This window comes from Arthrobacter sp. Leaf234 (assembly GCF_001422665.1).
Lineage (GTDB): Bacteria > Actinomycetota > Actinomycetes > Actinomycetales > Micrococcaceae > Arthrobacter_D.
In genome coordinates, this window is the sequence record NZ_LMLU01000001.1 from 489159 (window position 1) to 512652 (window position 23494).

At 70.3% G+C, this 23494-nt stretch carries 19 protein-coding genes; 14 read left to right on the plus strand and 5 right to left on the minus strand.

The window, feature by feature from the left end; genetic code table 11:
* The first annotated feature begins 164 nt into the window (after positions 1-164).
* Both ASF21_RS02240 and ASF21_RS02245 read left to right on the plus strand, forming a co-directional pair.
* Positions 165-1610: a CCA tRNA nucleotidyltransferase gene (locus tag ASF21_RS02240; RefSeq protein ID WP_055766201.1), complete on the plus strand. Its 1446-nt coding sequence runs from the start codon at positions 165-167 to the stop codon at positions 1608-1610.
* A complete protein-coding gene (locus ASF21_RS02245; RefSeq protein ID WP_235498627.1) occupies positions 1607-2257 on the plus strand; it encodes a histidine phosphatase family protein in 651 nt (216 codons plus the stop codon). Before ASF21_RS02240 ends, ASF21_RS02245 begins: the two co-directional genes overlap by 4 nt.
* Before the next feature lie 132 nt (positions 2258-2389).
* On the opposite strand, the gene ASF21_RS02250 is transcribed toward ASF21_RS02245, so the two are convergent.
* Complete coding sequence (locus tag ASF21_RS02250; protein WP_055766204.1) at positions 2390-3520, minus strand: DUF418 domain-containing protein; 1131 nt, start codon at positions 3518-3520, stop codon at positions 2390-2392.
* Positions 3521-3906: 386 nt separating this feature from the next.
* On the opposite strand from ASF21_RS02250, the gene ASF21_RS16675 reads away from it, so the two are divergent.
* The 4 genes from ASF21_RS16675 to ASF21_RS02270 all read left to right on the plus strand — a co-directional run bounded on the left by ASF21_RS16675 (position 3907) and on the right by ASF21_RS02270 (position 8313).
* On the plus strand, positions 3907-4281 hold the full coding sequence (locus ASF21_RS16675; RefSeq protein WP_157365703.1) for a hypothetical protein: 375 nt from the start codon (positions 3907-3909) through the stop codon (positions 4279-4281).
* A gap of 253 nt (positions 4282-4534) precedes the next feature.
* Positions 4535-5782 carry a D-inositol-3-phosphate glycosyltransferase gene (gene mshA / locus ASF21_RS02260; RefSeq protein WP_055766210.1) on the plus strand — a complete coding sequence of 416 codons (1248 nt, stop codon included), beginning with the start codon at positions 4535-4537 and terminating at the stop codon, positions 5780-5782.
* Positions 5783-5838: 56 nt separating this feature from the next.
* A complete protein-coding gene (locus tag ASF21_RS02265; RefSeq protein ID WP_055766214.1) occupies positions 5839-6618 on the plus strand; it encodes a phosphatase in 780 nt (259 codons plus the stop codon).
* A gap of 27 nt (positions 6619-6645) precedes the next feature.
* Positions 6646-8313: a formate--tetrahydrofolate ligase gene (locus ASF21_RS02270; RefSeq protein ID WP_055766219.1), complete on the plus strand. Its 1668-nt coding sequence runs from the start codon at positions 6646-6648 to the stop codon at positions 8311-8313.
* Between the two features lie 166 nt (positions 8314-8479).
* Here the strand turns inward: ASF21_RS02270 and ASF21_RS02275 are convergent, their stop codons facing one another.
* Positions 8480-9565, minus strand: coding sequence for an inositol-3-phosphate synthase (locus tag ASF21_RS02275; protein WP_055766222.1), 1086 nt, complete (start codon positions 9563-9565; stop codon positions 8480-8482).
* Between the two features lie 216 nt (positions 9566-9781).
* Between ASF21_RS02275 and ASF21_RS02280 the strand changes: the two genes are divergently transcribed.
* The 6 genes from ASF21_RS02280 (at position 9782) to efeB (ending at position 17502) form a co-directional block, all read left to right on the plus strand.
* Positions 9782-11233 carry a glycosyltransferase family 87 protein gene (locus ASF21_RS02280; RefSeq protein WP_055766225.1) on the plus strand — a complete coding sequence of 484 codons (1452 nt, stop codon included), beginning with the start codon at positions 9782-9784 and terminating at the stop codon, positions 11231-11233.
* A gap of 154 nt (positions 11234-11387) precedes the next feature.
* Positions 11388-12482 carry a lipid II:glycine glycyltransferase FemX gene (locus tag ASF21_RS02285; protein ID WP_055766229.1) on the plus strand — a complete coding sequence of 365 codons (1095 nt, stop codon included), beginning with the start codon at positions 11388-11390 and terminating at the stop codon, positions 12480-12482.
* Positions 12483-12524: 42 nt separating this feature from the next.
* On the plus strand, positions 12525-13964 hold the full coding sequence (locus ASF21_RS02290) for a phytoene desaturase family protein (RefSeq protein WP_055766231.1): 1440 nt from the start codon (positions 12525-12527) through the stop codon (positions 13962-13964).
* 207 nt (positions 13965-14171) lie between these two features.
* Positions 14172-15023 (plus strand): iron uptake transporter permease EfeU, encoded by an 852-nt coding sequence (gene efeU, locus ASF21_RS02295; protein ID WP_055766233.1) that lies wholly within the window; start codon positions 14172-14174, stop codon positions 15021-15023.
* Positions 15020-16222 carry an iron uptake system protein EfeO gene (efeO, locus tag ASF21_RS02300; RefSeq protein ID WP_055766236.1) on the plus strand — a complete coding sequence of 401 codons (1203 nt, stop codon included), beginning with the start codon at positions 15020-15022 and terminating at the stop codon, positions 16220-16222. Before efeU ends, efeO begins: the two co-directional genes overlap by 4 nt.
* A gap of 5 nt (positions 16223-16227) precedes the next feature.
* Complete coding sequence (efeB, locus tag ASF21_RS02305) at positions 16228-17502, plus strand: iron uptake transporter deferrochelatase/peroxidase subunit (RefSeq protein ID WP_055766239.1); 1275 nt, start codon at positions 16228-16230, stop codon at positions 17500-17502.
* 70 nt (positions 17503-17572) lie between these two features.
* Here the strand turns inward: efeB and ASF21_RS02310 are convergent, their stop codons facing one another.
* On the minus strand, positions 17573-18133 hold the full coding sequence (locus tag ASF21_RS02310; protein ID WP_055766243.1) for a TetR family transcriptional regulator: 561 nt from the start codon (positions 18131-18133) through the stop codon (positions 17573-17575).
* Between the two features lie 88 nt (positions 18134-18221).
* Between ASF21_RS02310 and ASF21_RS02315 the strand changes: the two genes are divergently transcribed.
* On the plus strand, positions 18222-19706 hold the full coding sequence (locus tag ASF21_RS02315) for an MFS transporter (RefSeq protein ID WP_055766246.1): 1485 nt from the start codon (positions 18222-18224) through the stop codon (positions 19704-19706).
* Positions 19707-19721: 15 nt separating this feature from the next.
* On the opposite strand, the gene ASF21_RS17505 is transcribed toward ASF21_RS02315, so the two are convergent.
* The gene (locus ASF21_RS17505) at positions 19722-19922 is read right to left on the minus strand and encodes a hypothetical protein (RefSeq protein WP_414826594.1); all 201 of its coding nucleotides are present in this window, start codon (positions 19920-19922) and stop codon (positions 19722-19724) included.
* A gap of 270 nt (positions 19923-20192) precedes the next feature.
* On the minus strand, positions 20193-21044 hold the full coding sequence (locus ASF21_RS02325) for a class I SAM-dependent methyltransferase (RefSeq protein WP_055766249.1): 852 nt from the start codon (positions 21042-21044) through the stop codon (positions 20193-20195).
* Positions 21045-21257: 213 nt separating this feature from the next.
* On the opposite strand from ASF21_RS02325, the gene ASF21_RS02330 reads away from it, so the two are divergent.
* Positions 21258-23444: a putative bifunctional diguanylate cyclase/phosphodiesterase gene (locus tag ASF21_RS02330; RefSeq protein ID WP_055766252.1), complete on the plus strand. Its 2187-nt coding sequence runs from the start codon at positions 21258-21260 to the stop codon at positions 23442-23444.
* Positions 23445-23494 lie beyond the last annotated feature (50 nt).

The window sequence follows — 23494 nt, forward strand, 5'->3', positions numbered from 1 at the left end:
AGCACTCGGAACGGGCCGGTCCATACCGACCACTCTAACGATCTTTAAGCGGAGGCGATGACGGCGCAGCCCGGTGCGGAGCCGCCGGCGAGCCCGGGCCGCAGCTGTCGCGGACCCGCCCACGGTGTGGGAAACCGCGCCCCATCTGGCACCCTTAAGGGACTATGGCGCACCTGCTGGACACCTCGACACTCACCGCACCGCTTCCTCCCGTTGTCCTCGAGATCGGCGAGCTCTTCGACGCTGCGGGTCACGAACTCTCCCTCGTGGGCGGGCCCGTGCGGGACCTCTTCCTCGGCCGCGTGTCACCGGACCTCGACTTCACCACGGACGCCGACCCCGACCGCACCATCGCCCTCATCAGGCGTTGGGCGGACGCCTACTGGGAGATCGGCCGCGCCTTCGGCACCATCGGTCTCCGCAAGGACGGCTTCCAGATCGAGATCACCACCTATCGCGCCGAGGCCTATGATCCGGCGTCGCGCAATCCCACCGTCGCCTTCGGCACGAGCCTGGACGAGGACCTCGTGCGGCGTGACTTCACGATCAACGCGATGGCCCTCCGCCTGCCGTCCCTGGAGCTCGTGGACCTCTTCGGCGGCGTCCGTGATCTCCATGCCGGGATCCTCCGGACACCCGGCGCGCCCTCGTCGTCGTTCTCCGACGACCCGCTGCGCATGATGCGCGCCGCGCGTTTCGTGTCTCAGCTGGGCGTCACCGTTGCACCCGACGTGGCCGAGGCGATGACCGCCATGGCGGAGCGCATCTCCATCATCTCGGCGGAGCGGGTCCGCGACGAGCTGGTGAAGCTGATCCGGGGGGCGGCACCGGACGAGGGGATCGACGTCATGGTGGGCACCGGCCTGGCGGACCATGTCCTCCCGGAGGTCTCGGCCCTGCGCCTCGAGACGGACGAGCACCACCGCCACAAGGACGTGTACCAGCACTCCCTCACGGTGCTGCGGCAGGCCTGCGAGCTGGAGACGGACGACGACGGACCGGTTCCCGCACCCGACGTCGTCCTGCGCCTCGCCGCGCTCCTGCACGACATCGGCAAGCCCGCCACCCGCAAGTTCGAGCCGGGCGGTGCGGTCAGCTTCCGTCATCACGACGCCGTGGGAGCGAAGCTGACGGGCAAGAGGCTCCGCGCGCTGCGGTTCGACAACGACACCATCAAGGCCGTGTCCCGGCTGGTCGAGCTGCACATGCGGTTCTACGGCTACGGAGAGGCCGGCTGGAGCGATTCCGCGGTGCGGCGCTACGTGAGCGACGCCGGCCCCCTGCTGGAGCGCCTCCACCGCCTGACGCGCTCCGACGTCACGACACGGAACCGGCGGAAGGCCGAGCGCCTGGCCTTCGCCTACGACGACCTCGAGACCCGGATCGCCGCGCTGGCCGAGCAGGAGGAGCTGGACGCCATCCGCCCCGACCTCGACGGCGGGCAGATCATGGATCTGCTCGGTATCCGGCCCGGACCCGTGGTGGGCCGCGCCTACCGGTTCCTGCTCGAGGAACGCATGGAGCACGGCCCCCACGACCCGGCCGCCGCCGAGACCAAGCTCCGCCGGTGGTGGAGCGAACAGCCCGAATCCCAGGAGAGCACACCATGAAGCCCATGACAGGCGCAGCAGCACCGGATCTCACCCCAGCTGGGACGCCCCTGCCGAAGCTGTGGCTCCTCCGGCACGGCGAGACGGAATGGTCCCGGGACGGCCGCTACACCGGCCTGACGGATCTCCCGCTCACCGAGCACGGTGAGGAGCAGGCCCTGGCCGCGCGTGGACATCTCGAGGGAGTCGACTTCGACCTCGTGGTCACGTCACCGCTCCAGCGCGCCACCCGCACGGCGGAGCTCGCCGGCTTCCCCGATGCCGAGATCCTTCCGTTCGCCCATGAGTGGGACTACGGCGACAACGAGGGCCGTAACAGCGCGACGGTCCGCGAGGAGAATCCGGGCTACCTGATCTGGGACGACGGCGTGCCGAACGGCGAGACGCTCGACCAGGTGTCCGAGCGCGCTGACCGCGTGATCGCCAGGATCCAGGCCGGTTGCGGTACTCCCGCCGACCGTGAGCCCGGAGCGAAGCCGATCGAGAACGCCCTGCTCGTGGCCCATGGGCACTTCCTGCGGATCGTCGCTGCACGGTGGCTGCAATTCGGAGCGATCGAGGGACGCCGCCTCGTCCTCGGCACCGCCGCCGTCTGCGCGCTCGGCTGGGACAAGCGCACGCCGGCGATCGTGCACTGGAACCTCTGACCCGCTGAACCTCCGCCTCCACCACCGCCACGGATCGGGAGGCGCTCGCCTCTGCCACCGCCGTCAGATCGACGGGTCGCCGACGCCGCCGCCACGGATCGGGAGCCGTCGCCGTCGTGCACCGACGGGTGCTCAGCCCGCCGGGGTGCGCCGCACGAACCGGCGCAGCACCGCCTCCACCGGGCCGGTACCGAACCGCGCCAGGATGAGGTGGCTCGCGCCCAGCTGGAGTGCGTAGAGCCCGACGACGACCGCCGGCACCGCCGGAACGGGGATCCGGTCCGCCAGGCCGAAACCGTAGCCCGTGAAGACGAGGCACAGCATCACCGACTGCCCGAGGTAGTTGCTCAGCGACATGCGGCCCGCATCGGCCATCGCCCTGCCGAGCGCACGCCCCGGCCGGCTGCGGAGCAGGAGGAGGAAGGCAGCCGCGTATCCGATCGTCACCAGCGGCGAGGCCGCGACCGACAGGCCCGTGGCGAGCAGCGACAGCCCCTCGCCGCCCTGCCGGCCCAGATGGGCCTGCAGGGCAGAGACGGCCAGGCCCGGCGGCAGAGCCACCACGGCCACGCGCACGAGGACGCGGCGCGACGGTGGGTGCGGACGCAGGACGCCCCGCTCCGCGAGGGCGGCTCCCGCATGGAATGCGGCGAGGGCGAGGGGCCCCTGGAACAGGACGACGGACGGCAGGAGTGCACCGTACATGCCGGCGTTGGCGACGAAGGCCTCGCCGGGCGTGTCCGACGCGGTCCCCGGTCCGATGACGGCCGCCCCGCTTCCCGCAGGTCCGGCGGCCAGGACGAGGAGTGCCGATCCGATGATGAGCAGCGAGACCCCCGCGGTGATGGCGGCGGCAGTTCCCCACCTCGCTCTCGTCGTCATGGTGCGGGTGGCGAGCAGGAGCGTCCCCGCAAGCGCGTAGGTCACCAGGATGTCCCCGTAGAACAGGGTCAGACCGTGCAGGAACCCGAGGACGCCCAGGGCGGCGAGTCTCCGGCCGACCACCCGGACGGTGTGTGGCGCTGTCGAGTCCCGCTGCACCACGAAGCCGTAGCCGAAGAGCAGCGAGAACAGCAGGTAGAACTTGCCCTCGACGAACGTCGCGACGAGGAACCGCACCGCCTGGTCCGGGACCGGGACCTCCGCCGGACCGCCCCGCGGGCCGGACGGGTCCGCGAAGAACCAGACGTTCACCATCAGGATCCCGAGGAGTGCCAGCCCGCGGAGCGCGTCGATCTCCGGGACGCGGACCGACGTCGTCATACGGTCTGACACACAATTCCGCCCTTTCCAGAATTCCTACAACTAATTCCGCTGACGGGCTATGCCGGAGCGTGATTCATACGGTAGCTTTGCAGATGTGCCATTGGGGCTTCCCAACTCGATAGTCGAGTGTCGCCCCGACCGCCCGGACCCACGTGCAATCGAAGAAATGGAGGTGGAGATTGTGAATACCATGCTCGGCAGGACCTACACGCCGCGAACCGATCCCGCCTTCGTTGTCCGTTCGCACTAGGAAGCCCGCGTACCGGCAGTAGCCGGCCGACTCCCGCCTCGACCCGCACCCGTGCGCGGCTTCCTCGTATCTTCTTCCTGAATTCCCTTTGTCGCGGCTTTTTCTGCCCGAATTCATTCCTCGAAAGTCTGTCATGCCCAATTCACGGCCCGTCCCTGCCCAATTCGACGAACAATCAGCTTCCGGACCGCTCGAGTCGGCGGCCGCGGAGGCACGCGCCCTCGCACCTCCACCACGGCAGCCTGCTCCCGCCCGGGGTGACTTCATCATGAGTGGATCACTCACGCCGCTCGTCGATGTTGCCCGGGATCCGCTCCCGGAGGACCTGCCCGGCGGACCAGCCCAGCCCATGCCCGGGTTCCACCGTCGCCAGGAGGTGCAGCGCCTGCTCGCGAGGTGGCGGAACGGTCTCACGCTCTGGGGGCGCATCCTGGGCAGCCAGTCCCGCGGTCCCTGGGACGATTCGCTGCGCTTCGAACAGCCGAGCCACATGCTCTACATCAAATGACGTCCGTCCGCGGGGATGGCCGGGTTCAGCGGTCACCGCAGCGATCCTGTCCGGTCCACCCCGTCACGGGGCGGGCGTCGGACGCCCTCACCACGAGCGAGGCCCGCGCTTTCCGGCGCGGGCTTCCGCAGTGGTCTGGCGCAACGGTCGCGCTGCCGTCCGGCCCCGGAATTCGGCGCGCGAACAGGGCGTTATAGGGTCTGAGGGTCACTCGACCGGCTCCTCCCTCACCGCCGGTCGGAAGGGAGGAAGCGTGTCCGCCGTCCGGCGCGTAGCCATGCTCTCCCTGCACACCTCCCCGCTCGAGCAACCCGGCAGGGGCGATGCCGGCGGGATGAACGTCTACGTCAGGAGTACGGCGCGGGAACTCGCGCGGGTGGGGATCGACGTGGAGATCTTCACGCGGGAAGCCGGCGAGGGACGGCCCAGCCGTGAGGTGCTCGGCGACGGCGTCGTGGTCCACCACCTCGAGGCAGGGCCCCGTCGCCGCATCCCGAAGGAGGCGCTGCCCGGCCTGACCGACACGTTCGCCGGCGCCATCACGGACGTCGCCGACCTCCTGGCCGACGGTCACTTCGACGTCCTCCATTCGCACTACTGGGTGTCCGGGGTGGTCGGCCTGACCCTGAGCCGTGAGATGCGCCTTCCGCTGGTGCACTCCATGCACACCATGGCCAAGGTGAAGGATCTCCGCATGAAGGCGCTCGGAGCGCCCGAGCCCGCGGCCAGGACCGCGGGTGAACAGGACATCGTGGACGGCGCCGCCCGCCTGATCGCCAACACCAGCACGGAGGCGGCAGAGCTCGTCTCGCTCTACGGGGCCTCACCGGACAGGATCGACGTCGTCGCTCCCGGCGTCGACCTCTCGACGTTCCATCCCGGGGACCGCACCGCCGCCCGTGCGGCACTGGCCTTTCCTCCGGAGCAGTTCCACGTGGTGTTCGCGGGCCGGATCCAGAAGCTCAAGGGCCCCCAGGTGCTCGTGGCCGCCGCCGCCGAACTCCGCCGCCGCCGTCCGGACATCCGACTGGTGGTGAGCATCCTCGGGTCCGGCAGTGGATCGGAGGCGCTCGCCCTCCAGCCGCTCATCGACGACGCCGGCCTGACCGAGGACATCCGCCTCTACCCTCCGGTCACCGCCGCACACCTCGCGCAGTGGTTCCGCGCGGCGGACGCCGTCGTCATGCCGTCCTTCAGCGAGTCCTTCGGTCTCGTGGCGCTCGAGGCCCAGGCCTGCGGTACGCCCGTCATCGCGGCGAACGTCGGCGGGCTCCCGCAGGCGATCAGCGACGGCCGGAGCGGCCTCCTCGTGGACGGACACTCGGCTCATGGGTGGGCGGATGCCCTGGAACGCCTGCACGACGACGACGGCCTGCGGGAGCGGCTCGGCCGCGGTGCTGCCACCCACGCGCTGGCTTTCGGGTGGCAGCGCACCGCCCTGCTGACCGCACAGAGCTATCGCACCGCCGTCGATCGGTTCCCTGCCGCCACCACACGCTGAACCCGGCAGTCCCACCCTGTACCGGCAGCCCATCCGTCCGGGCCCGCCGACCTAGGATGGGAAGCGTGAATCCCGCCGAGCTCGCCGCCTACCTCGACTCCGTCCGCATCACCGGTGACGTGGCCACACCCCGGCAGGACAACCTGCGGCACATGCGCCTGTTCCTCGAGGGCAACGAGAACCTCGAGTTCGGCGTCGCCCTCACCCGGGAGTGGAACTACGACGAGGTCTTCGACCTCATGCACCAGCGCGTGGGCACGAGCGCGGACCGCAACCTCGTCGAGGGACAGGACACCATCGACGGCTTGCTGTGCGTGGCGGCGCTCGACCGCTTCGCCGATCGGCTGGGTGCAGCCGCCCACCGGAAGGAACGTATCCTCTTCGCCACCGGTCACCCGGCCGGCCTGCTGCCCGTCCACGCGGCCTTCGCGCACGCCGCCGCGGCCGTCGGCGCCACCGTGGTGCGGGTACCCGAGGGCAGGCGCTTCCGGGCCGGTGACATCCGGCAGATCTTCGGCGTGCTCGTCTGGCACCAGCACGGCGGCCTCATGCACACCCACCTGCCGGAGCCGATGCGGCTCAGCCTCGAGACGCTGGCCCTGGATCCCGCAGGCCTGCCCGACCTCGTGGTTGCCGACCACGGCTGGGCCGGACAGGCGGCGAGTGCGGGGCTGCCGACGATCGGCTTCGCCGACTGCAACGACCCCGGGCTCTTCGTCTCGGAGGCGCAGGGCCAGCTCGAGGTGGCCGTGCCGCTCGACGACAACGTCTGCCCCGGCCTCTACGATCCACTGATCACCTACGTCCTGGAACGCGCAGGGCTCCCGGCGGCCTGACGCAGGAGCCGCTGATAGGTTGGCTGCATGAGCGATCTTGAGATTGCCCGCGCCGCTGCGGTCAAGCCCATCGAGGACATAGCCGATGCCGCGGGGATCCCCCGGGAGGCACTCGAGTTCCACGGACGGTTCAAGGCCAAGATCGACCCGCGCCTCCTGCCCGGCGACGGCCGGGCGCCGGGCAGGGTGGTACTCGTCAGCGCGATGAGCCCGACGCCGGCCGGCGAGGGGAAGTCCACCTGCACGGTGGGGCTGGCCGATTCCCTCGCACGGGCAGGGCAGCGCGTCATGATCGCGCTGCGTGAGCCGTCCCTGGGTCCGGTGCTCGGCATGAAGGGCGGTGCGACCGGCGGGGGCTACTCGCAGGTGCTGCCGATGGACGAGATCAACCTCCACTTCACCGGTGACTTCCATGCCATCACCTCGGCGAACAACGCGCTCGCGGCGCTGATCGACAACCACATCCACCAGGGCAACGAACTCGGCATCGACCCTCGCCGGATCACCTTCAAGCGCGTCCTCGACGTCAATGACCGCGCGCTCCGCGAGGTCGTCGTCGGCCTCGGCGGCCCGGCGCAGGGCACCCCGCGGCAGGACGGATTCGACATCACCGTGGCGTCGGAGATCATGGCGGTCTTCTGCCTCGCACGGGACCTCGACGACCTGAAGGCACGCCTGGCCGCGATCACGTTCGGGTACACGTTCGATCGCGCGCCGCTCACCGTCGGGGACCTGGGGGTCGAAGGAGCACTGGCGCTGCTGCTCAGGGACGCGATCAAGCCGAACCTCGTGCAGACCATCGCGGGGACGCCGGCCCTCGTCCACGGCGGACCCTTCGCCAACATCGCCCACGGCTGCAACTCGGTGATCGCCACCCGGACGGCTCGCAGCCTCGCGGACATCGTCGTCACGGAAGCCGGGTTCGGTGCCGATCTCGGTGCCGAGAAGTTCATGGACATCAAGGCGCGCGTCGCCGACGTGGCGCCGGACGCCGTCGTCGTCGTCGCGACCATCCGGGCGCTCAAGATGCACGGCGGGGTCCCGGCATCGGACCTCGCCACTCCCGACGTCGACGCCCTGTGCGAGGGCACCGCCAACCTGCTCCGCCATGTGCGCAACGTCGAGAAGTTCGGTGTGGCTCCGGTGGTGGCCATCAACAGGTTCGGGACCGACACGGACGAGGAACTCGACTGGCTCATGGAGTGGTGCGCGGGCGAGGGGATCGACGCGGCGGTGGCCGACGTCTGGGGTCAGGGCGGTGGTGGTCCGGGAGGCGACGACCTCGCGGCGACGGTGCTCGCGGCGCTCGAACGCCCCGTGACGTTCTCCCATCTGTACGACCTCGACCTTCCGGTCGAGGACAAGATCAGGACGATCGTCCAGGAGATCTACGGGGCAGACGGCGTGGATTTCTCCGTTCCCGCCCTGCGGCGCCTGAAGGAGATCGAGGCGAACGGCTGGTCGGGGCTTCCCGTCTGCATGGCCAAGACGCAGTACTCGTTCTCCGACGACGCCACCCTGCTCGGGGCGCCGAAGGGATTCACCGTGCACGTCCGGGACCTCATCCCGAAGACGGGTGCAGGATTCATCGTGGCGCTCACGGGTTCCGTGATGACGATGCCCGGGCTGCCCAGGGAGCCCGCGGCGCTCCGGATGGACGTCGACGCCGACGGGAACGCGGTCGGGTTGTTCTGAGGACCGCCGGCCAACCGGTGCCGGCCACGCTCCTGAACCGCGGAGCGGCGCGGACTCCCGCCATCACGCGGATGCACCACGGACGGGGCCGGCACACCGGAGGCCGGGACGACGTCGCCGTCCCGGCCTCCGGTGTGCTGCTGGTCCTGGCGGTTTCCGGCCGGGCCTAGCGGTCGATGTCGCCGCGGATGAAGGCCTCGACCTTCTCGTGGGCGATGTCGTCGGCGTACTGCTCCGGCGGCGACTTCATGAAGTAGCTCGAGGCGGAGAGGATGGGGCCGCCGATACCGCGGTCCAGGGCGATCTTCGCCGCGCGGATCGCGTCGATGATCACGCCGGCCGAGTTCGGGGAATCCCAGACCTCGAGCTTGTACTCGAGCGATACCGGGGCGTCGCCGAAGTTGCGTCCCTCGAGGCGCACGAAGGCCCACTTGCGGTCGTCGAGCCAGGCCACGTAGTCCGACGGACCGATGTGCACGTCGTTGGCGCGCAGTTCGGCCTTGACGTTGGAGGTCACGGCCTGGGTCTTGGAGATCTTCTTCGACTCGAGGCGGTCCCGCTCCAGCATGTTCTTGAAGTCCATGTTGCCGCCGACGTTCAGCTGGTAGGTGCGGTCCAGCGTCACGCCGCGGTCCTCGAAGAGCTTCGCCATCACGCGGTGGGTGATGGTGGCGCCGATCTGGCTCTTGATGTCGTCGCCCACGATCGGGACGCCCGCCGCAGTGAACTTGTCCGCCCACTCCTTGGTGCCGGCGATGAAGACGGGGAGGGCGTTGACGAAGGCGACGCCGGCGTCGATCGCGCACTGGGCGTAGTACTTCGCCGCGTGCTCGGAGCCGACCGGCAGGTAGCAGACCAGGACGTCGGCCTTCGAGGCCTTCAGCTGGGCGACGATGTCCACGGGCTCCTCGTCGGACTCGACGATCGTCTCGCGGTAGTACTTGCCGAGGCCGTCCAGGGTGTGACCGCGCTGGACGATCACGCCGGTGGGCGGCACGTCCGCGATCTTGATGGTGTTGTTCTCGCTCGCTCCGATGGCCTCGGCGAGGTCGTGGCCCACCTTCTTGCCGTCGACGTCGAACGCCGCCACGAACTGCACGTCCCCCACGTGGTACTTGCCGAACTCGACATGCATGAGGCCGGGGATGGCCCCCGACGCATCCGCGTCCCGGTAGTAGTGCACTCCCTGCACCAGCGACGCGGCACAGTTGCCGACTCCAATGATTGCCACGCGAATGGGGTTCTGTCCCACAGTTCTCCTCGAAAGCCCGTTGAATATGCCCCGGCCGTCATCACCCTGGGCGCGGTCGGCAGGAAATGCCAGTCTACGTTCAGTTCATAACGCCGATGTATGCCGTGCCATTCCTCGCCATCCGGCGGTCGTGCTGTAGCGCCTCCTGGCGGACCGTGGATCCTGCCCGTCGAGGGGCGCCACCGGTCGTCGCCACGGGACGGCTAGGCTCGACGCATGAGCTCCGGGACAGGCAGGCGAGGGCCATATCGCATCAGTGTCCCGAGCAGGTCCGACCACCTCCTGATACCGCTGACCGAAGGAGCCGGCGGTCCGCTCGGGCGCCACGCCGACCCGGGACGCGTGGCTCCGCGGTGGTTCACCGTCCCCCGCGTGCTGATCCTCCTGACAGTCTGCTCCGCCGTCCTGGCGGTCGTCGTGAAGAATCCCTGCCGGGTGGCCGGCTGGTCCTCCCCCGAGTACTTCTACCGCGCCTGCTATTCGGACTGGACGGAGCTGTACCGGAGCCGGGGACTCGGCGAGGGCGTGCTGCCGTTCGTCACACCCGGAGCGCTCTTCGAATACCCCGTGCTCCTCGGCCTGCTGGCCTCGGGGACCGCCGTCCTGGTCGACGCCCTCGCGACCGGCACCGACCTCACTGCGAAGACCCTGCTGTACTTCGACGTGAACATGGTCCTGCTGGCAGCCGTGTGGATCCTGACCGTCCTGGCGACCCTCCGCCTGGCGTCCCGCCGACCCTGGGATGCGGCCATCGTCGCCGTCGCCCCCGTCATCATCCTTTCCGGCAGCATCAACTGGGACCTGTGGGCCGTGGTGCTCGCGACGGCGGGGATGCTCGCCTTCGCCCGTGAGCGCCCGCTCCTCGCGGGCACTCTCTGGGGGCTGGGCGCAGCGGTCAAGCTCTACCCCGTCCTGATCCTCGGGGCGGTCCTCGTCCTCTCCATCCGCTCCGGGCGGTACCGGCCGTTCCTCCTGGCGGCCGCGGCCACGACGCTCGCGTGGCTCGTGGTCAATGTCCCGTTCCTCCTGCGGGACCGCGCGGCGTGGGCCTACTTCCTCACCTTCTCGGAGGACCGCGACGCAGGATTCTCCTCGGGGTGGTACGTGTACAACGCACTGGCCCGGGAGTCGGGAGCGCCCACCCTCACACCCGCCGCCATCAACATCGCGGCCGTGGTCCTCTTCGCCCTGGCCTGCCTGGGCGTCGCCGTCCTCACGCTGCGCGCAGCCCGCCGCCCGCGCCTCGCACAGCTGGCCCTCCTCATCGTCGGGGCATTCGTCCTGTGCAACAAGGTCTACTCGCCCCAGTACGCTCTGTGGCTCGTACCCCTCCTGGCGCTGGCCGTCCCCCGGTGGCGGGTGGTGCTCGTGTGGCAGCTCGTCGAGGTGCTGCACTGGTGGGCCGTGTGGCTGTACCTCGGCGGCATGACCAGTGGAGGCGCGGCGGAACACAATCTGGGGCTGGGTGCGTACGCCTGTGCGGTGATCGCCCATATTCTTGCTACGGCATACGTTCTCCTGGTCGTCGTCCGGGAGGTGGCCAGGCCCTCCGAGGACGTGGTCCGGCGGATCGGCATCGATGATCCGCAGGGCGGGCCGTTCGATCACGCCGAGGACCGCTTCACACTGCACCACGGGTGGCGCCGGCGGACGACGGGGCCGGGATGATCCGGTCGAGGGCCCGGACGCCGTGCCGTCCGCTCTGCTCCGATAGGCTGGCCGGACCGCGCGGACACCTCCCGGCATCGGCGCGACGGGGTGTCGACCGGCCGGCCGGCCGGCGGACACCCCTGACGAGACGACTCCCATCGGAAGACCATCAGTGACTGCACCATCCCTGACCGCTCGCCCCCTCGACCGGGCTGCGTTCGACGCGATCGCCGCCGCTCATCCGGACGTGCCGATCCCGCTCGAGCAGACTCCGGACTGGGTGGAATTCGAGCGCGCGCTCGGACGCGCGGCACTCGGTATCTGGGCCTACGAGGACCCAGCGGGCGCTCTCGTGGCGCTCGCGGGCTATGTGCACGTGGTGCGGCGCTCCCGGGAGTCCGTCGTCTCCGTCAACGGCCCTGTCTGGTTCGCTGACAGGACCCCTGCCGCCGAGAAGCTCCTGATGGAGACGGTGCGGGAGCAGTTCCGCGATCATCCGGGGATCGATCCGCTGTACGTCCGGATGCAGGTGGCGACCCTGCAGTCCCCGGCGACCGGTCCGATCGAACACGGCTGGTACGAACGGGAGATCGTCGTCGACCTGACGCCGTCCGAAGCCGACCTCCTCCGCAGCTTCCGCCCCAACGCGCGGAACAGTATCCGCCGGGCGCAGCGGAACGGCGTGTCCGTCCGTCATATTCCTCGTGAGGAATGGAAGACCGTCTTCGCACGGGAACTGTTCCCGATCATGCAGGAGACCGCGGAACGCGACGGATTCCAGTCCTTCGACTCGTCCTACTACGAGACACTGCTCTCCGTCCTCGGCGACCACCTGCGGCTGATGGTGGCCTACCGGGACGATGCCGCCCTCAGTTGGCTGATCACCACCGAGTACCGCGGCTACGCCGTCTACTACTTCGCCGGCAGCACCCACGCGGCCCGCACCACCTTCGCGCCCTACCTGCTCCTGTGGGAAGCCTTCCGGACGCTTAAGGCGGGGGGCAACACCGCCTGCGGCCTCACCGGGATCGAGAGCGAGAACTTCCCGTCGCTGGCGAACGTCACCACCTTCAAGCGCAACTTCTCCAAGAACGTCGTCGTCGTGCCCACCACCTACGACATCCCGCTGCGGCCAGGACGCTACGCTGCCGTCTCCGTGCTGCTGCGCGGCCGACGGGCGGCACCGGCTGTCGCCCGTCGGGTGGCGGCGCGGGTGTCCGGACGGGTGCGGACCCGGCGCAGCGGAGCGACCACCGAGAGCACATGAGCCCGGCGGACCGGCCGGGCGGCGCCAGGAGAGGAAGTCCCCATGGTTGATGTCGAGATCGTCGGCGCAGGTCCCAACGGGCTGGCAGCCGCCGTCGTCATGGCCCGCGCCGGACTGTCAGTCCGGGTGCACGAGGCCGCCGCGACCATCGGCGGCGGCTCCCGATCGCTCGACCTGATGGAACGGGACCACCTCCACGACGTCTGCTCCGCCGTGCACCCGATGGCGCTCGCGTCGCCGTTCTTCCGGGCCTTCGAACTCAGCCGCCGCATCGGCTTCGCCATCCCCGACGTGTCCTTCGCCCATCCGCTCGACGGCGGCCGGGCCGGGGTGGCGCACCGCAGCATGGAGCGCACGGTTGCCGGGCTGGGTGTCGACGGCGAAGCCTACCGGCGCCTCGTGCAGCCGCTCAGCGATCGCGAGCAGGCGATCCTCGCCTTCACCCTCAACCATGTGGTGCGGATCCCGAAGAAGCCGGGGGCAGCCCTTCGGTTCGCCCTCTCGGTCCTCGACCAGGGCCTGCCCACCTGGAACCGCCGTTTCCGGACGGACGAGGCGAAGGCGCTGGTGACCGGGGTGATGGCCCATCCCGTCGGCACGCTCCCGTCCCTGACCGGGGCCGGAGCGGGTCTGGTGCTGAACCTCCTGGCGCACACGGTCGGCTGGCCGATCCCCGTCGGTGGGTCCCAGGCCATCGCTGACGCCCTGGCCCTCGACGTGACGCGCCACGGCGGGGAGCTGGTCACGGGAAGCAGGATCGGCACCCTCGCCGAGGTGTCCGGGGCCCGGGCGGTCCTGCTCGACGTCGCCCCCACGACGTTCCAGGCGATGGCCCGCGGCCGCCTGACCGGTCCCTACCGGAGGGCCCTCGAGGCGTTCACCTACGGGAACGCAGCCTGCAAGGTGGACTTCATCCTGTCCGGACCCGTGCCGTGGACGCATCCGGACCTGCGACGGGCCGGGACCGCCCATCTCGGTGGCACGCGCGAGGAGATCGTCGCGGGGGAGAAGCAGGTCAACCAGGGCGTGCACCCGGACAGTCCCTACGTGCTCCTCTCCCAGCCGTCGTCCTTCGACCCGACCCGCGCGCCCGGGGGCCGGCACACCCTGTGGACGTACTGCCATGTCCCGCACGGCTCCACCCGTGACATGGCCGAGGCCGTCACCGCGCAGATCGAACGTTTCGCGCCCGGATTCCGGGACGTCATCGTCCGCACCCACACGACGACGGCGAGCGATCTCGAGGCCTACAACGCGAACTACGTGGGAGGCGACTTCAGCAGCGGAGCGGTGAACCTGCGGCAGATCGTGGCCCGTCCGGTGCCCTCCATCCGACCCTGGGCCACGCCGCTGAAGGGTGTCTACCTGTGCTCCCAATCCACGCCGCCCGGTCCCGGCGTCCACGGGATGGCCGGTTTCAACGCCGCGAAACTCGCGCTCCGGCGCGAATTCGGCCTTCCGGTGCCGGACCTCGGTCTCTGACCCGCTCCACCCCTGACGTGACGACCGGTCGGTTCGTGTCACGGCCCGGCGGCCTTCGCCGATGCCGAGGCGCGCCGCTCGCGACCCGCAGTTCGTCGGGTACCGTGCGGCCGGGCCGAGGGGTGAGGTGGGCCCGCCCCGGCCCCTTTGTTAGGTTATGCTTGCCTTGCCCTGCTGACGGGCCCTTCCCGGCAAGAAAGCCAGCCCATGTTCGCGAATTACCTGATCGGCCTGCGCGAGGGCCTCGAGGCCGCCCTCGTGGTGGTGATCCTCGTCGCCTACCTCGTCAAGATCGGGCGCAGGGACTTGCTGCCCGGCATCTGGCTCGGGGTCTCGCTCGCCGCGGCGCTGTCCCTCGGATTCGGTGCGCTCCTGACCTACGGCACGTACGGCCTGACCTTCGAGGCGCAGGAGGCCATCGGGGGTTCCCTCTCGATCGTCGCCGTCGGCCTCGTCACGTGGATGGTCTTCTGGATGGCGAGGACGGCCAGGAACCTGCGCGGTGAACTGCACGGCCAGGTGGACCGCCACCTCGCAGGTGGCGGCAGGGGCCTCGTCGTCGTCGCGTTCCTCGCCGTCGGGCGGGAGGGGCTCGAGACCGCGCTCTTCATCTGGTCGGCCGTCCAGGCGACCGGCCAGACCACCCAGCCCATCCTCGGCGCCGCGCTGGGACTGGCCTCCGCCGTCGTCCTGGGGTGGATGTTCTACCGCGGCATGCTCCGCATCAACCTGTCGAAGTTCTTCACCTGGACGGGCGGCATGCTCATCGTCGTGGCCGCCGGAGTCCTGTCCTACGGCATCCACGACCTCCAGGAAGCCGGCATGCTGCCCGGCCTGTACTCCCTCATGTTCGACGTCAGCGCCGCGGTCCCGCCGTCGAGCTGGTACGGGACGCTGCTCAAGGGCACCGTCAACTTCTCACCCGCGACCACCTGGCTCGAGGGGATCGCCTGGCTGCTCTACGTCATCCCCACCATGACCCTCTTCATCCGGCAGAGCATGCGCAGGTCCGCCGCGCCCGCCGCCGTCCGGCACCCACTTCCCCAAGGAGTCCAGTGACCACCGCCCGCCTCTCCCTGCCGGCTGCCCTCGCAGCGGGCTGCGGCATCCTCCTCGCGACCGCCTGCACGCCCAACGCGTCCGCCGAGTCACCCGACGGTGCATCCGACGGCCTGACGGTCACGAGTACCACTGACGAGTGCGCCGTCTCGGCGTCGACGGCGGAGAGCGGTCCGCTCACCTTCGCCATCACCAACGCCGGGGACCAGGTGACGGAGTTCTACCTGCTCGCCGAGGACGGCCTGCGCATCGTGTCGGAGGTCGAGAACATCGGACCGGGCATCAGCCGCGACCTCGTGGTCAACGCACAGCCGGGCTCCTACTACACGGTCTGCAAGCCGGGAATGGTGGGCGACGGCGTGGGCCGGGCCGGATTCACGGTCACGGACTCGGGCACGGCGGTCGAGCCCTCCGGTGACGAGCAGGCGCAGATCGACGCCGCGGTCACCAACTACAGGGCGTACGTGAAGGACCAGGTGGACCAGCTCCTCACCGGTACCGATGACTTCGCCGCCGCGTACACGGCGGGTGACGACGACGAGGCGCGGCGCCTCTACCCGACCACCCGCATGCACTTCGAGCGGGTGGAGCCGGTCGCCGAGAGCTTCGGCGACCTCGATCCCCGGCTGGACAACCGCGAGGCGGATCTCGCCGAGGGCGAGGAGTGGACCGGATGGCACCGCATCGAGAAGGACCTCTGGCCGCCCGCCGATGCCGGGTACACGCCGCTCACGCAGACCGAGCGCGAGGCCGTCGCTGCCCAGCTCGTCGCGGACACGACGACGCTGCACGCCGGTATCCAGGACATCGATCTCTCGCTGGACCAGCTGGCCAACGGGGCGATCGCCCTCATGGACGAGGTGGCCAACGGGAAGGTCACCGGTGAGGAGGAGATCTGGTCGGGCACCGACCTGTGGGACTTCCAGGGCAATGTCGAGGGTGCGCGCGTGCTCGTCGACGGACTGCGCGACCTCCTGGAGGCCAAGGACCCGGATCTCGTGACCACCCTCGATGCCGACTTCGACGCCCTGGCCGCGGAGCTGGCTGAGCACCGCACGAGCGCGCCCGACGCCGCACAGCGCGACATCGCCTACGCCTCCTACGGAGAGCTCTCCCCGGACGACGTGAAGGCGCTGTCCGATCGCGTCAACGCGCTCAGCGAACCGCTCTCGCGCATCACCGCGACCCTGCTGGGATAGCGGCCATGGCACGCACCTTCCGCATCTCCCGCCGTCGGGCGCTGTCGCTCGCCGGCGTGACCGCGGCCGCCGGCGTGGGCGCGGGCGTGGCCGCCGGACGGGCGACCCCCGAGGCGACGGCGAGCCCCCCCGACCCCGATGTCCTGTCCTACCCCTTCCACGGGGAGCACCAGGCCGGGATCACCACGCCTGCGCAGGACCGGCTCCATTTCGCGGCGTTCGACGTCGACGACATCTCCCGCGAGGAGCTGATCGGACTGCTCGAGGACTGGACCTCGGCCGCTGCGCGGATGAGCCAGGGCGGGAGCGCGGGTGACTTCGCGCCGGACGCCGGTCCGTACGAGGCGCCGCCGGAGGACACGGGCGAGGCGATGGACCTCGGCCCCACCGGTCTGACCATCACGTTCGGCTTCGGCCCCACGCTGTTCACGACGGCGGACGGCACCGACCGCTTCGGGATCGCCGACCGCCGTCCACGGGTGCTCACCGAGCTGCCGACCTTCGCCGGGGACATGCTGCAGGAGCGCATCAGCGGCGGCGATCTCTGCATCCAGGCCTGCGCGGACGATCCGCAGGTGGCCGTGCACGCCGTCCGCAACCTCTCCCGCATCGCCTTCGGCCGCGCCTCCCTGCGGTACTCCCAGCTCGGCTTCGGCCGCACGTCCAGCACGAGCACTGCACAGGTGACCCCCCGCAATCTCTTCGGATTCAAGGACGGCACCGCCAATGTGAAGGCGGAGGACCCGGCAGCCGTCGACGAGCACGTCTGGGTGGCGGAGGGGGACGACCAGGCCTGGATGGCCGGTGGCTCCTACCTCGTCTCCCGCAAGGTCCGCATGAACGTGGAGCCGTGGGACCGGACGCGCCTGTCCGAGCAGGAGCGCTCCATCGGGCGGACCAAGGGGTCGGGTGCACCCCTGTCCGGCGGTGACGAGTTCACGGCGCCGGACTTCACCATGCCGGGAAGCGGCGGCCAGCCGATCATCGCCGAGCACTCGCACGTGCGCCTCGCCCACCCGGACAGCAATGGCGGCGCCCGCATGCTCCGGCGGGGCTACAACTACGTGGACGGGAACGACGACCTCGGTCGCCTCGACGCCGGCCTGTTCTTCATCTGCTTCCAGCGCGATCCCGAGCGGTCGTTCATCCCGGTGCAGACGAGCCTCGCGGGATCGGACATCCTCAACGAGTACATCCGCCACATCGGCTCGGGGATCTTCGCGGTTCCGGGTGGAGCCGCCGAGGGCAGCTATGTGGGGGCGCGGCTCTTCGAGGCCTGAGCGCCCCGTCGGGTATCCCGACGGCCGGCACCGTCGGCCGACATCGTCGTCGTGCAGCCGGTTGGGCGCGTCACCGGGCGGAGCCGATGATCCTCCGGGCGGCGTCGACCGCAGCGGCCCGGTGGGCTGCCAGGGGTGTCCGGCGCGCGTTCGCGTGCGCCGCCAGCGGAGCCTGCACCCATGCCTGTGCGACGCCGAAAAGTAGGGGCAGGAGTTCCTCCACCGCCCAGGACGCGTCGATGTGGCCCAGCTCCTGCGCCTGCCGCAGCGCCTGCAGTTTGACGTCGGGATCGCTGCCGCCCGGGAGGTCGTAGTCCACGCCCTCGAGCCGGGCCCACGTGAGCATACGGAGAATGTCCGGCTGGTCGTGCGCGTGGTCGAACACTGCGCCGACGAAGGCCGGCACGTCCCGGGGGTCGAGCACGACGGCGTGGTGGAACATCGCCGCGTTGGTGTCGAGGACGGCCTGGAACAGCGCCGCCTTGTCGGTGAAGTGCGCGTAGAGGCGCTCCTTGCTGGCACTCGCCGACTTCGCGATCCGGTCGATCCTCGCTCCCGCCAGACCGTAGGCGGCGAACTCCCCCCGGGCGGCCAGGAGGATGCGGGACCGTACGTCCGTCGTCGAGTGCATCCTTCGAGTATAACCAAACGAACCAGTTCGTTTGACTTGCTCCGGAACTGTCCCTACCCTCGAGACGACACCACTTCTGAGGAGCTCCATGACCACCCCACCCTCGGGCCCCACGGCCCAGGCAGCACCGGACGTCGATCCCGTCCGAGCGCCGGCCAATCGCTGGCTCGTGCTCGCGATCGTCGCCCTGGCCCAGCTCACCGTCGTCCTCGACGGCACGATCGTCAACATCGCCCTGCCCCAGGCCCAGCTCGAACTCGGGATGTCGGACGGTGACCGCAGCTGGGTGGTCACGCTCTACGCCCTCACCTTCGGCGCACTCCTGCTTCTCGGCGGCCGGATCGCCGACTTCTGGGGGAGGAAGCGCTCGTTCCTCGTCGGCATGGGCGGCTTCGCCCTCGCCTCGGCCCTCGGCGGGATCGCCACCTCGGGTGAGACGCTCCTCCTGGCGCGTGGCCTCCAGGGTGCCTTCGCCGCGCTGCTGGCCCCGGCTGCGCTCGCCATCCTCTCCGTGACCTTCCCCGGCGGGCGTGATCGCGTGCGGGCCTTCGCGGTGTACGGGACGATCGCCGGCGGCGGTGCCGCGGTCGGACTCCTGCTCGGCGGGGTCCTGACCGAGTACTTCAGCTGGCACTGGTGCCTGCTCGTGAACGTCCCCATCGCCGTCGTCGCCATCGCGGTCGGCATCCCGGTGCTCCGTGAGAGCCGGGCCGAGGGCAGCACCCGCTACGACGTGCCGGGCGCCGTGCTCGTGAGCCTCGGGCTCGCCTCCGTGGTCTACGGCTTCTCGCGTGCCGAGGCCGGCTGGGTCCGCCTGGACACCCTCGGCTTCCTCGCCCTCGGCGTGGTCCTGCTGGCGCTGTTCCTCCTCGTGGAAGCGCGCTCGGCCCACCCGCTGCTCCCGCTGCGCATCATCACGGACAGCGCACGTGCGGGAGCGTACCTCTCCTCCATCGCCGTGGGTGCGGCCCTGCTGGGCGCCCTGCTCTACCTCACGCTCTACTTCCAGATCGTGCTCGGGATGAGTCCCCTGGTGTCCGGACTGGCCTCACTGCCGATGACGGCGGCCATCATCGTCTGCGCGGGCGTGGTGTCACGGCTCCTGCCGAAGGTGGGCCCCCGGATCCTCATGACCGTCGGCCCGCTGATCGCTGCCGCCGGGCTGCTGCTGCTCAGCCGCATCACCGTGGGCGGCTCCTACGCGCTCGAGGTGTTGCCCGCGCAGCTCCTCCTGGGCATCGGGCTCGCCTTCATCTTCGTGCCGCTGCAGAACGTGGCCCTGCTCGGGATCGCTCCGAGGGACTCCGGCGTGGCCAGTGCAGCCGTCACGGCGACGCAGCAGATCGGTGGCTCGATCGGCACCGCCGTGTTCACCGCCCTGTACACGGTGGGTGCGGGCGCCGGTACGGCCGAAGGCGCCGCGGGCGGACTGCAGTCCCTCGTGGACGGGTACTCTGTGGTCTTCCTGGCCGCGGCCGTGGCGCTCGCGCTGGCCTCGCCCGTCTCGTGGTTCATGATCAGGGTCGCGAGGAACGAGTTCTCCACCTCGAGCGAGCCCGCCCACCTCGGGTAGGGCGGCGGGCCGGGGTCAGGCGCTCGCCGGATGCGCCTGGCCGTCGGCGGCACTCTGGAGCCAGGCCACCGCCAGGTGCCGCGAGGTGAAGAACTTCGTGGGACACGGCGGTGAGTTCACGCCCAGGAAGAAGTTGGCGAGCATGCGGTCCACCGGCGAGGAGTCGAGCAGGGCGATGCGCGACGCCGAGCAGGGGATCGCGAAGACCGCGCGCACCGCGCGTCACCGTCCTCGTCGTCTCCATGTCGACGAGCATCGGGTGGCCCTCGGCTCCGACCAGGGCGTTGACCGCGGCCATCGCGAAGCCGGCGTCCTCGGTGGTGATGGTGCAGTCACGGTCCCACTCGAGATGGAGGATGCCGTTCGGGAGCAGCTCGAGGGTCGCCTTGTCCCCGTCGATGCGTTCTGCGGGCATGGCCCACCTCCTGGTGATGCCGCTGACGCTCCCGGGCCGAGCGGCCCCGGGTACCCCCGTGAGACCAAGGATCAGCGGGACCCCAGCATAGCGAGATAACCCGGGATGCTGGTCGTCGTCGTGCCGCTCATCGGGATTGCCTCGATGAGTGCGGGGCCATCCGCCAGTACCGTCGAGATGCTGTCCTGCAGCGCTGCCCGCCGCTCGGCCGGCCCGAAGTGCCCGGGCACGGGGATGCTGCCGATGGCCCGCCGGAGCGGGGCCGGGATGCTGCCGATGGCCCGCCGGAGCGGGGCCGGGATGCTGCCGATGGCCCGCCGGAGCGGGGCCGGGATGCTGCCCGGCCTCGCCCCGAGGCTCTGCATGTAGGACAGGGGAGTGCCCCGGTAGTCGGTCTCGGTCAGCAGGACACGTCCGCGTGCTCCGACGACGTCGCGGAGGTTCCGGCCCAGCTGTTCGCGCTGCTTCGGCCGCAGGACGTGGAACACGCCGCGGACGAACACGTGGGAGTCGCCGAACTCGGCCTGCAGGAGGCGGCCCGCGCCGGGCACGGTGAGGTCGAGGGTCCGGTAGTCGACGCCCCGCACGCCCTCCGATTCCTCCCCGGCCCGCTGCACGGCACTCGCCGAGACATCGACGCCGAGCACCTGCGGGAAGCGCCGGGACAGCCAGCGCGACCACCGGCCGTTGCCCCAGCCGACGTCGATCACGGGCATCGACCGGTCCATGAACTCGTCCATGACAGCGGCGTACTGCTCCGCCTCCGGCCCGATCTCCGCGTCCCAGAGGACCTCGCCCGCGGGGCCCGTGGTGCGGACCCTGCTCCAGTAGCCCTCCCAGGCCACGGCGGCATTCCGGGGCGTCCGCACCGCGAGGCGCGCGACCTCGGGCACCATTCTGAGCTGGTCGACGAGTCTGAGCATAGGAAGAGGGTACCGATGCCGGGCCTTCCCGCCGTCGGAGCCAAGTATTGTCGCAGGAAAGGACTCCCTGCGCCGCCTGGCGGGAGCTCGCGGGCGATCCGACCTATGCTGTGGACTCAGGATCACTGCGAGAACGGGGACTGCATGCGGAGCGACGGTGCCCGCGCGGCCGGGAGGGGCCGCCTTGGGAGTCCTACGCACCCACGAGTGCTGATGTCCGTGACGGTCCTCCTTCTCATCGCCTACACGGTAGGCCTCCTGGTCGGCGACCCCGGTACCTTCGACCCCCTGATGGACGGGTGGCTGTGCATCGCCACTGAGCTGGCGGCCGTGGCTCTCTGCATCAGCGCCTCCGTGCGGTCGAGGTTCGCCGAGCCGCAGGTGCTGCTCGGAACCGGCGCGATCGTCACCTACAGCGCGGGTGACGCGTACTACGCGGCCTCGCTCGACGGCGCAGCGGCCCTGACCTATGCGTCCGTGGCCGACGTGGCCTACCTCGCCTTCTACCCCCTGATGCTCGGTGCCCTCGGCGTGGTGATGGTCCGGAAGATCAAGGGACTGGCGTGGCCGCTGCTGCTGGACAGCATCGTCGGTGCCCTCGGCGCGGCGTCGCTCATGGCCCTGATCCTCGCACCCGTGCTGAGCCCCGGGACCAACGGGGGGACGCCCTTCGAAGTGATCGTCGCCGTCGTGTACCCGCTTCTCGACCTCCTCCTCATCACGGCCGTCGGGGGCGTCCTCGCCTCCCGCGGGCTGGACATCGGACCACGCTGGCCGCTGCTGGTCGCCGGACTGACCATCTTCTCCGCCGCGGACGTCGCGTATGCGCTCGGCATGGAGGACTATGCCGTCGGCTCGATCATCGACGTCGGCTGGGTCGCGGGGATCGTGGCGATCGCCGCCTGGGTGGACGGCGCAGCGGACCCGGCCCGGGTGGCCCAGCGCACCACGCACGGAGTCCCGGAGCTCGCGGCTCCCGTCGTGTCGACGGCGACGGCACTCGCGGTCCTCGTGGTGGGCAGCCAGCTCAGCATCCCCGTGCTGGCCGTGGTGTTCGCGGCCTCCACCCTGGCGCTCGCCGCGGTGCCGCTGGCGTTCCGCAACCGCATGCTCGTCACCCTCGCGCGCACCGACGAGCTGACGGGCCTGCCCAACCGCCGGGCCCTGATCGCCGACGTCCCCGTCCGGCTGCTGGCCGGGCGGACCGATGCACTCTTCCTCCTGGACCTCGACCGCTTCAAGCACGTCAACGATGCCCTGGGGCACGACGTCGGCGACGCCCTCCTCGTGCAGGTGGGCAAGCGCTTCGCCGCCCAGCTGCAGCCCGGGGACATGCTGGCGAGGCTGGGCGGGGACGAGTTCGCCGTCTTCCTCGAGGGCGTCACGGAGGAGGAGGCCGTCGCGACGGCGCAGCGCCTCGCGGCGGAACTCGCCGATCCGGTGGAGCTCGGCGCGGCGTCCCTGCAGGTGAGTGCCAGCGTGGGGATCGCGCTGACCCCCGACCACGGTACCGATATGAGCCTGCTCATGCGCAAGGCGGACATCGCCATGTTCCGCGCGAAGTCGGAGCACAGCGGACACCATGTGTATGACGCCTCGGACGACGACGACGGCGCCCTGCGGCTGCGGACCGTCCAGGAACTGCGGGTGGCCCTCGCCGAGGACCAGTTCGAGCTGCACTACCAGCCGAAGGTGCGTCTCTCCGACGGTGAGGTCACGGGCGTGGAGGCCCTGGTGCGCTGGAACCATCCGACGCGCGGGATGCTCCTCCCCGTCGCCTTCCTGCCGCTCGCGGAGGAGGCGGGCCTGATGCCGGCGCTGTCGACCATCGTGCTGCAGCGGGCCGTCCGCCGGATGGCGCGGTGGCGTGCCGAGGGGCTGGACATCTCGGTGGCGGTGAACATGTCGGGATCCTGCATCCTCGCGTGCCTCCCGCACCAGATCACCCGCCTGCTCGAGGCCCACGGGGTACCGTCGTCGTGCATCATGCTGGAGATCACCGAGGACGTCCTGATGTCCTCGCCCACCGGCACCTCGGCCATCCTGGCCGAACTCCGGTCCGCCGGCGTCCAGATCGCCATCGACGACTTCGGGACCGGATACAGTTCCCTGGCCTACCTCCGTGACCTGCCCGTCGACGAGCTGAAACTGGACCGGTCCTTCGTCACGGCGATGAAGGACGACCCGCGGGCGGTCGGGCTCGTCGGGTCGATCATCGACCTGGCCCACAGCCTGGGACTCCGGGTGGTCGCCGAGGGCGTGGAGGACGAGCGGTCGCGGGACAAACTGCGGGCGCGGGACTGCGACTTCGCGCAGGGTTTCCTGATCGCCGAGCCGTTGCCCGCCGGTACGGTCTCACCGTGGCTGTCGGATCGCCGGGTCGGAGCGGGGAGGGCCTGATGGCCGCTTGGCGACGCGTGGTGGGCGGATCAGCCAGAATTTCACCGGAA

Excerpts from the sequence above, each read along its gene's own strand:
- ASF21_RS02265 (WP_055766214.1), top strand. The coding sequence starts at position 5,839 with ATGGGAAGCGTGAATCCCGCCGAGCTCGCCGCCTACCTCGACTCCGTC.
- ASF21_RS02330 (WP_055766252.1), top strand. The coding sequence starts at position 21,258 with ATGTCCGTGACGGTCCTCCTTCTCATCGCCTACACGGTAGGCCTCCTG.
- efeB (WP_055766239.1), top strand. The coding sequence starts at position 16,228 with ATGGCACGCACCTTCCGCATCTCCCGCCGTCGGGCGCTGTCGCTCGCC.
- ASF21_RS02280 (WP_055766225.1), top strand. The coding sequence starts at position 9,782 with ATGAGCTCCGGGACAGGCAGGCGAGGGCCATATCGCATCAGTGTCCCG.
- ASF21_RS02270 (WP_055766219.1), top strand. The coding sequence starts at position 6,646 with ATGAGCGATCTTGAGATTGCCCGCGCCGCTGCGGTCAAGCCCATCGAG.
- ASF21_RS02315 (WP_055766246.1), top strand. The coding sequence starts at position 18,222 with ATGACCACCCCACCCTCGGGCCCCACGGCCCAGGCAGCACCGGACGTC.
- efeU (WP_055766233.1), top strand. The coding sequence starts at position 14,172 with ATGTTCGCGAATTACCTGATCGGCCTGCGCGAGGGCCTCGAGGCCGCC.
- ASF21_RS02250 (WP_055766204.1), bottom strand. The coding sequence starts at position 3,520 with ATGACGACGTCGGTCCGCGTCCCGGAGATCGACGCGCTCCGCGGGCTG.
- ASF21_RS02310 (WP_055766243.1), bottom strand. The coding sequence starts at position 18,133 with ATGCACTCGACGACGGACGTACGGTCCCGCATCCTCCTGGCCGCCCGG.
- ASF21_RS16675 (WP_157365703.1), top strand. The coding sequence starts at position 3,907 with ATGCCCAATTCACGGCCCGTCCCTGCCCAATTCGACGAACAATCAGCT.
- ASF21_RS02240 (WP_055766201.1), top strand. The coding sequence starts at position 165 with ATGGCGCACCTGCTGGACACCTCGACACTCACCGCACCGCTTCCTCCC.
- ASF21_RS02325 (WP_055766249.1), bottom strand. The coding sequence starts at position 21,044 with ATGCTCAGACTCGTCGACCAGCTCAGAATGGTGCCCGAGGTCGCGCGC.
- ASF21_RS02245 (WP_235498627.1), top strand. The coding sequence starts at position 1,607 with ATGAAGCCCATGACAGGCGCAGCAGCACCGGATCTCACCCCAGCTGGG.
- ASF21_RS02290 (WP_055766231.1), top strand. The coding sequence starts at position 12,525 with ATGGTTGATGTCGAGATCGTCGGCGCAGGTCCCAACGGGCTGGCAGCC.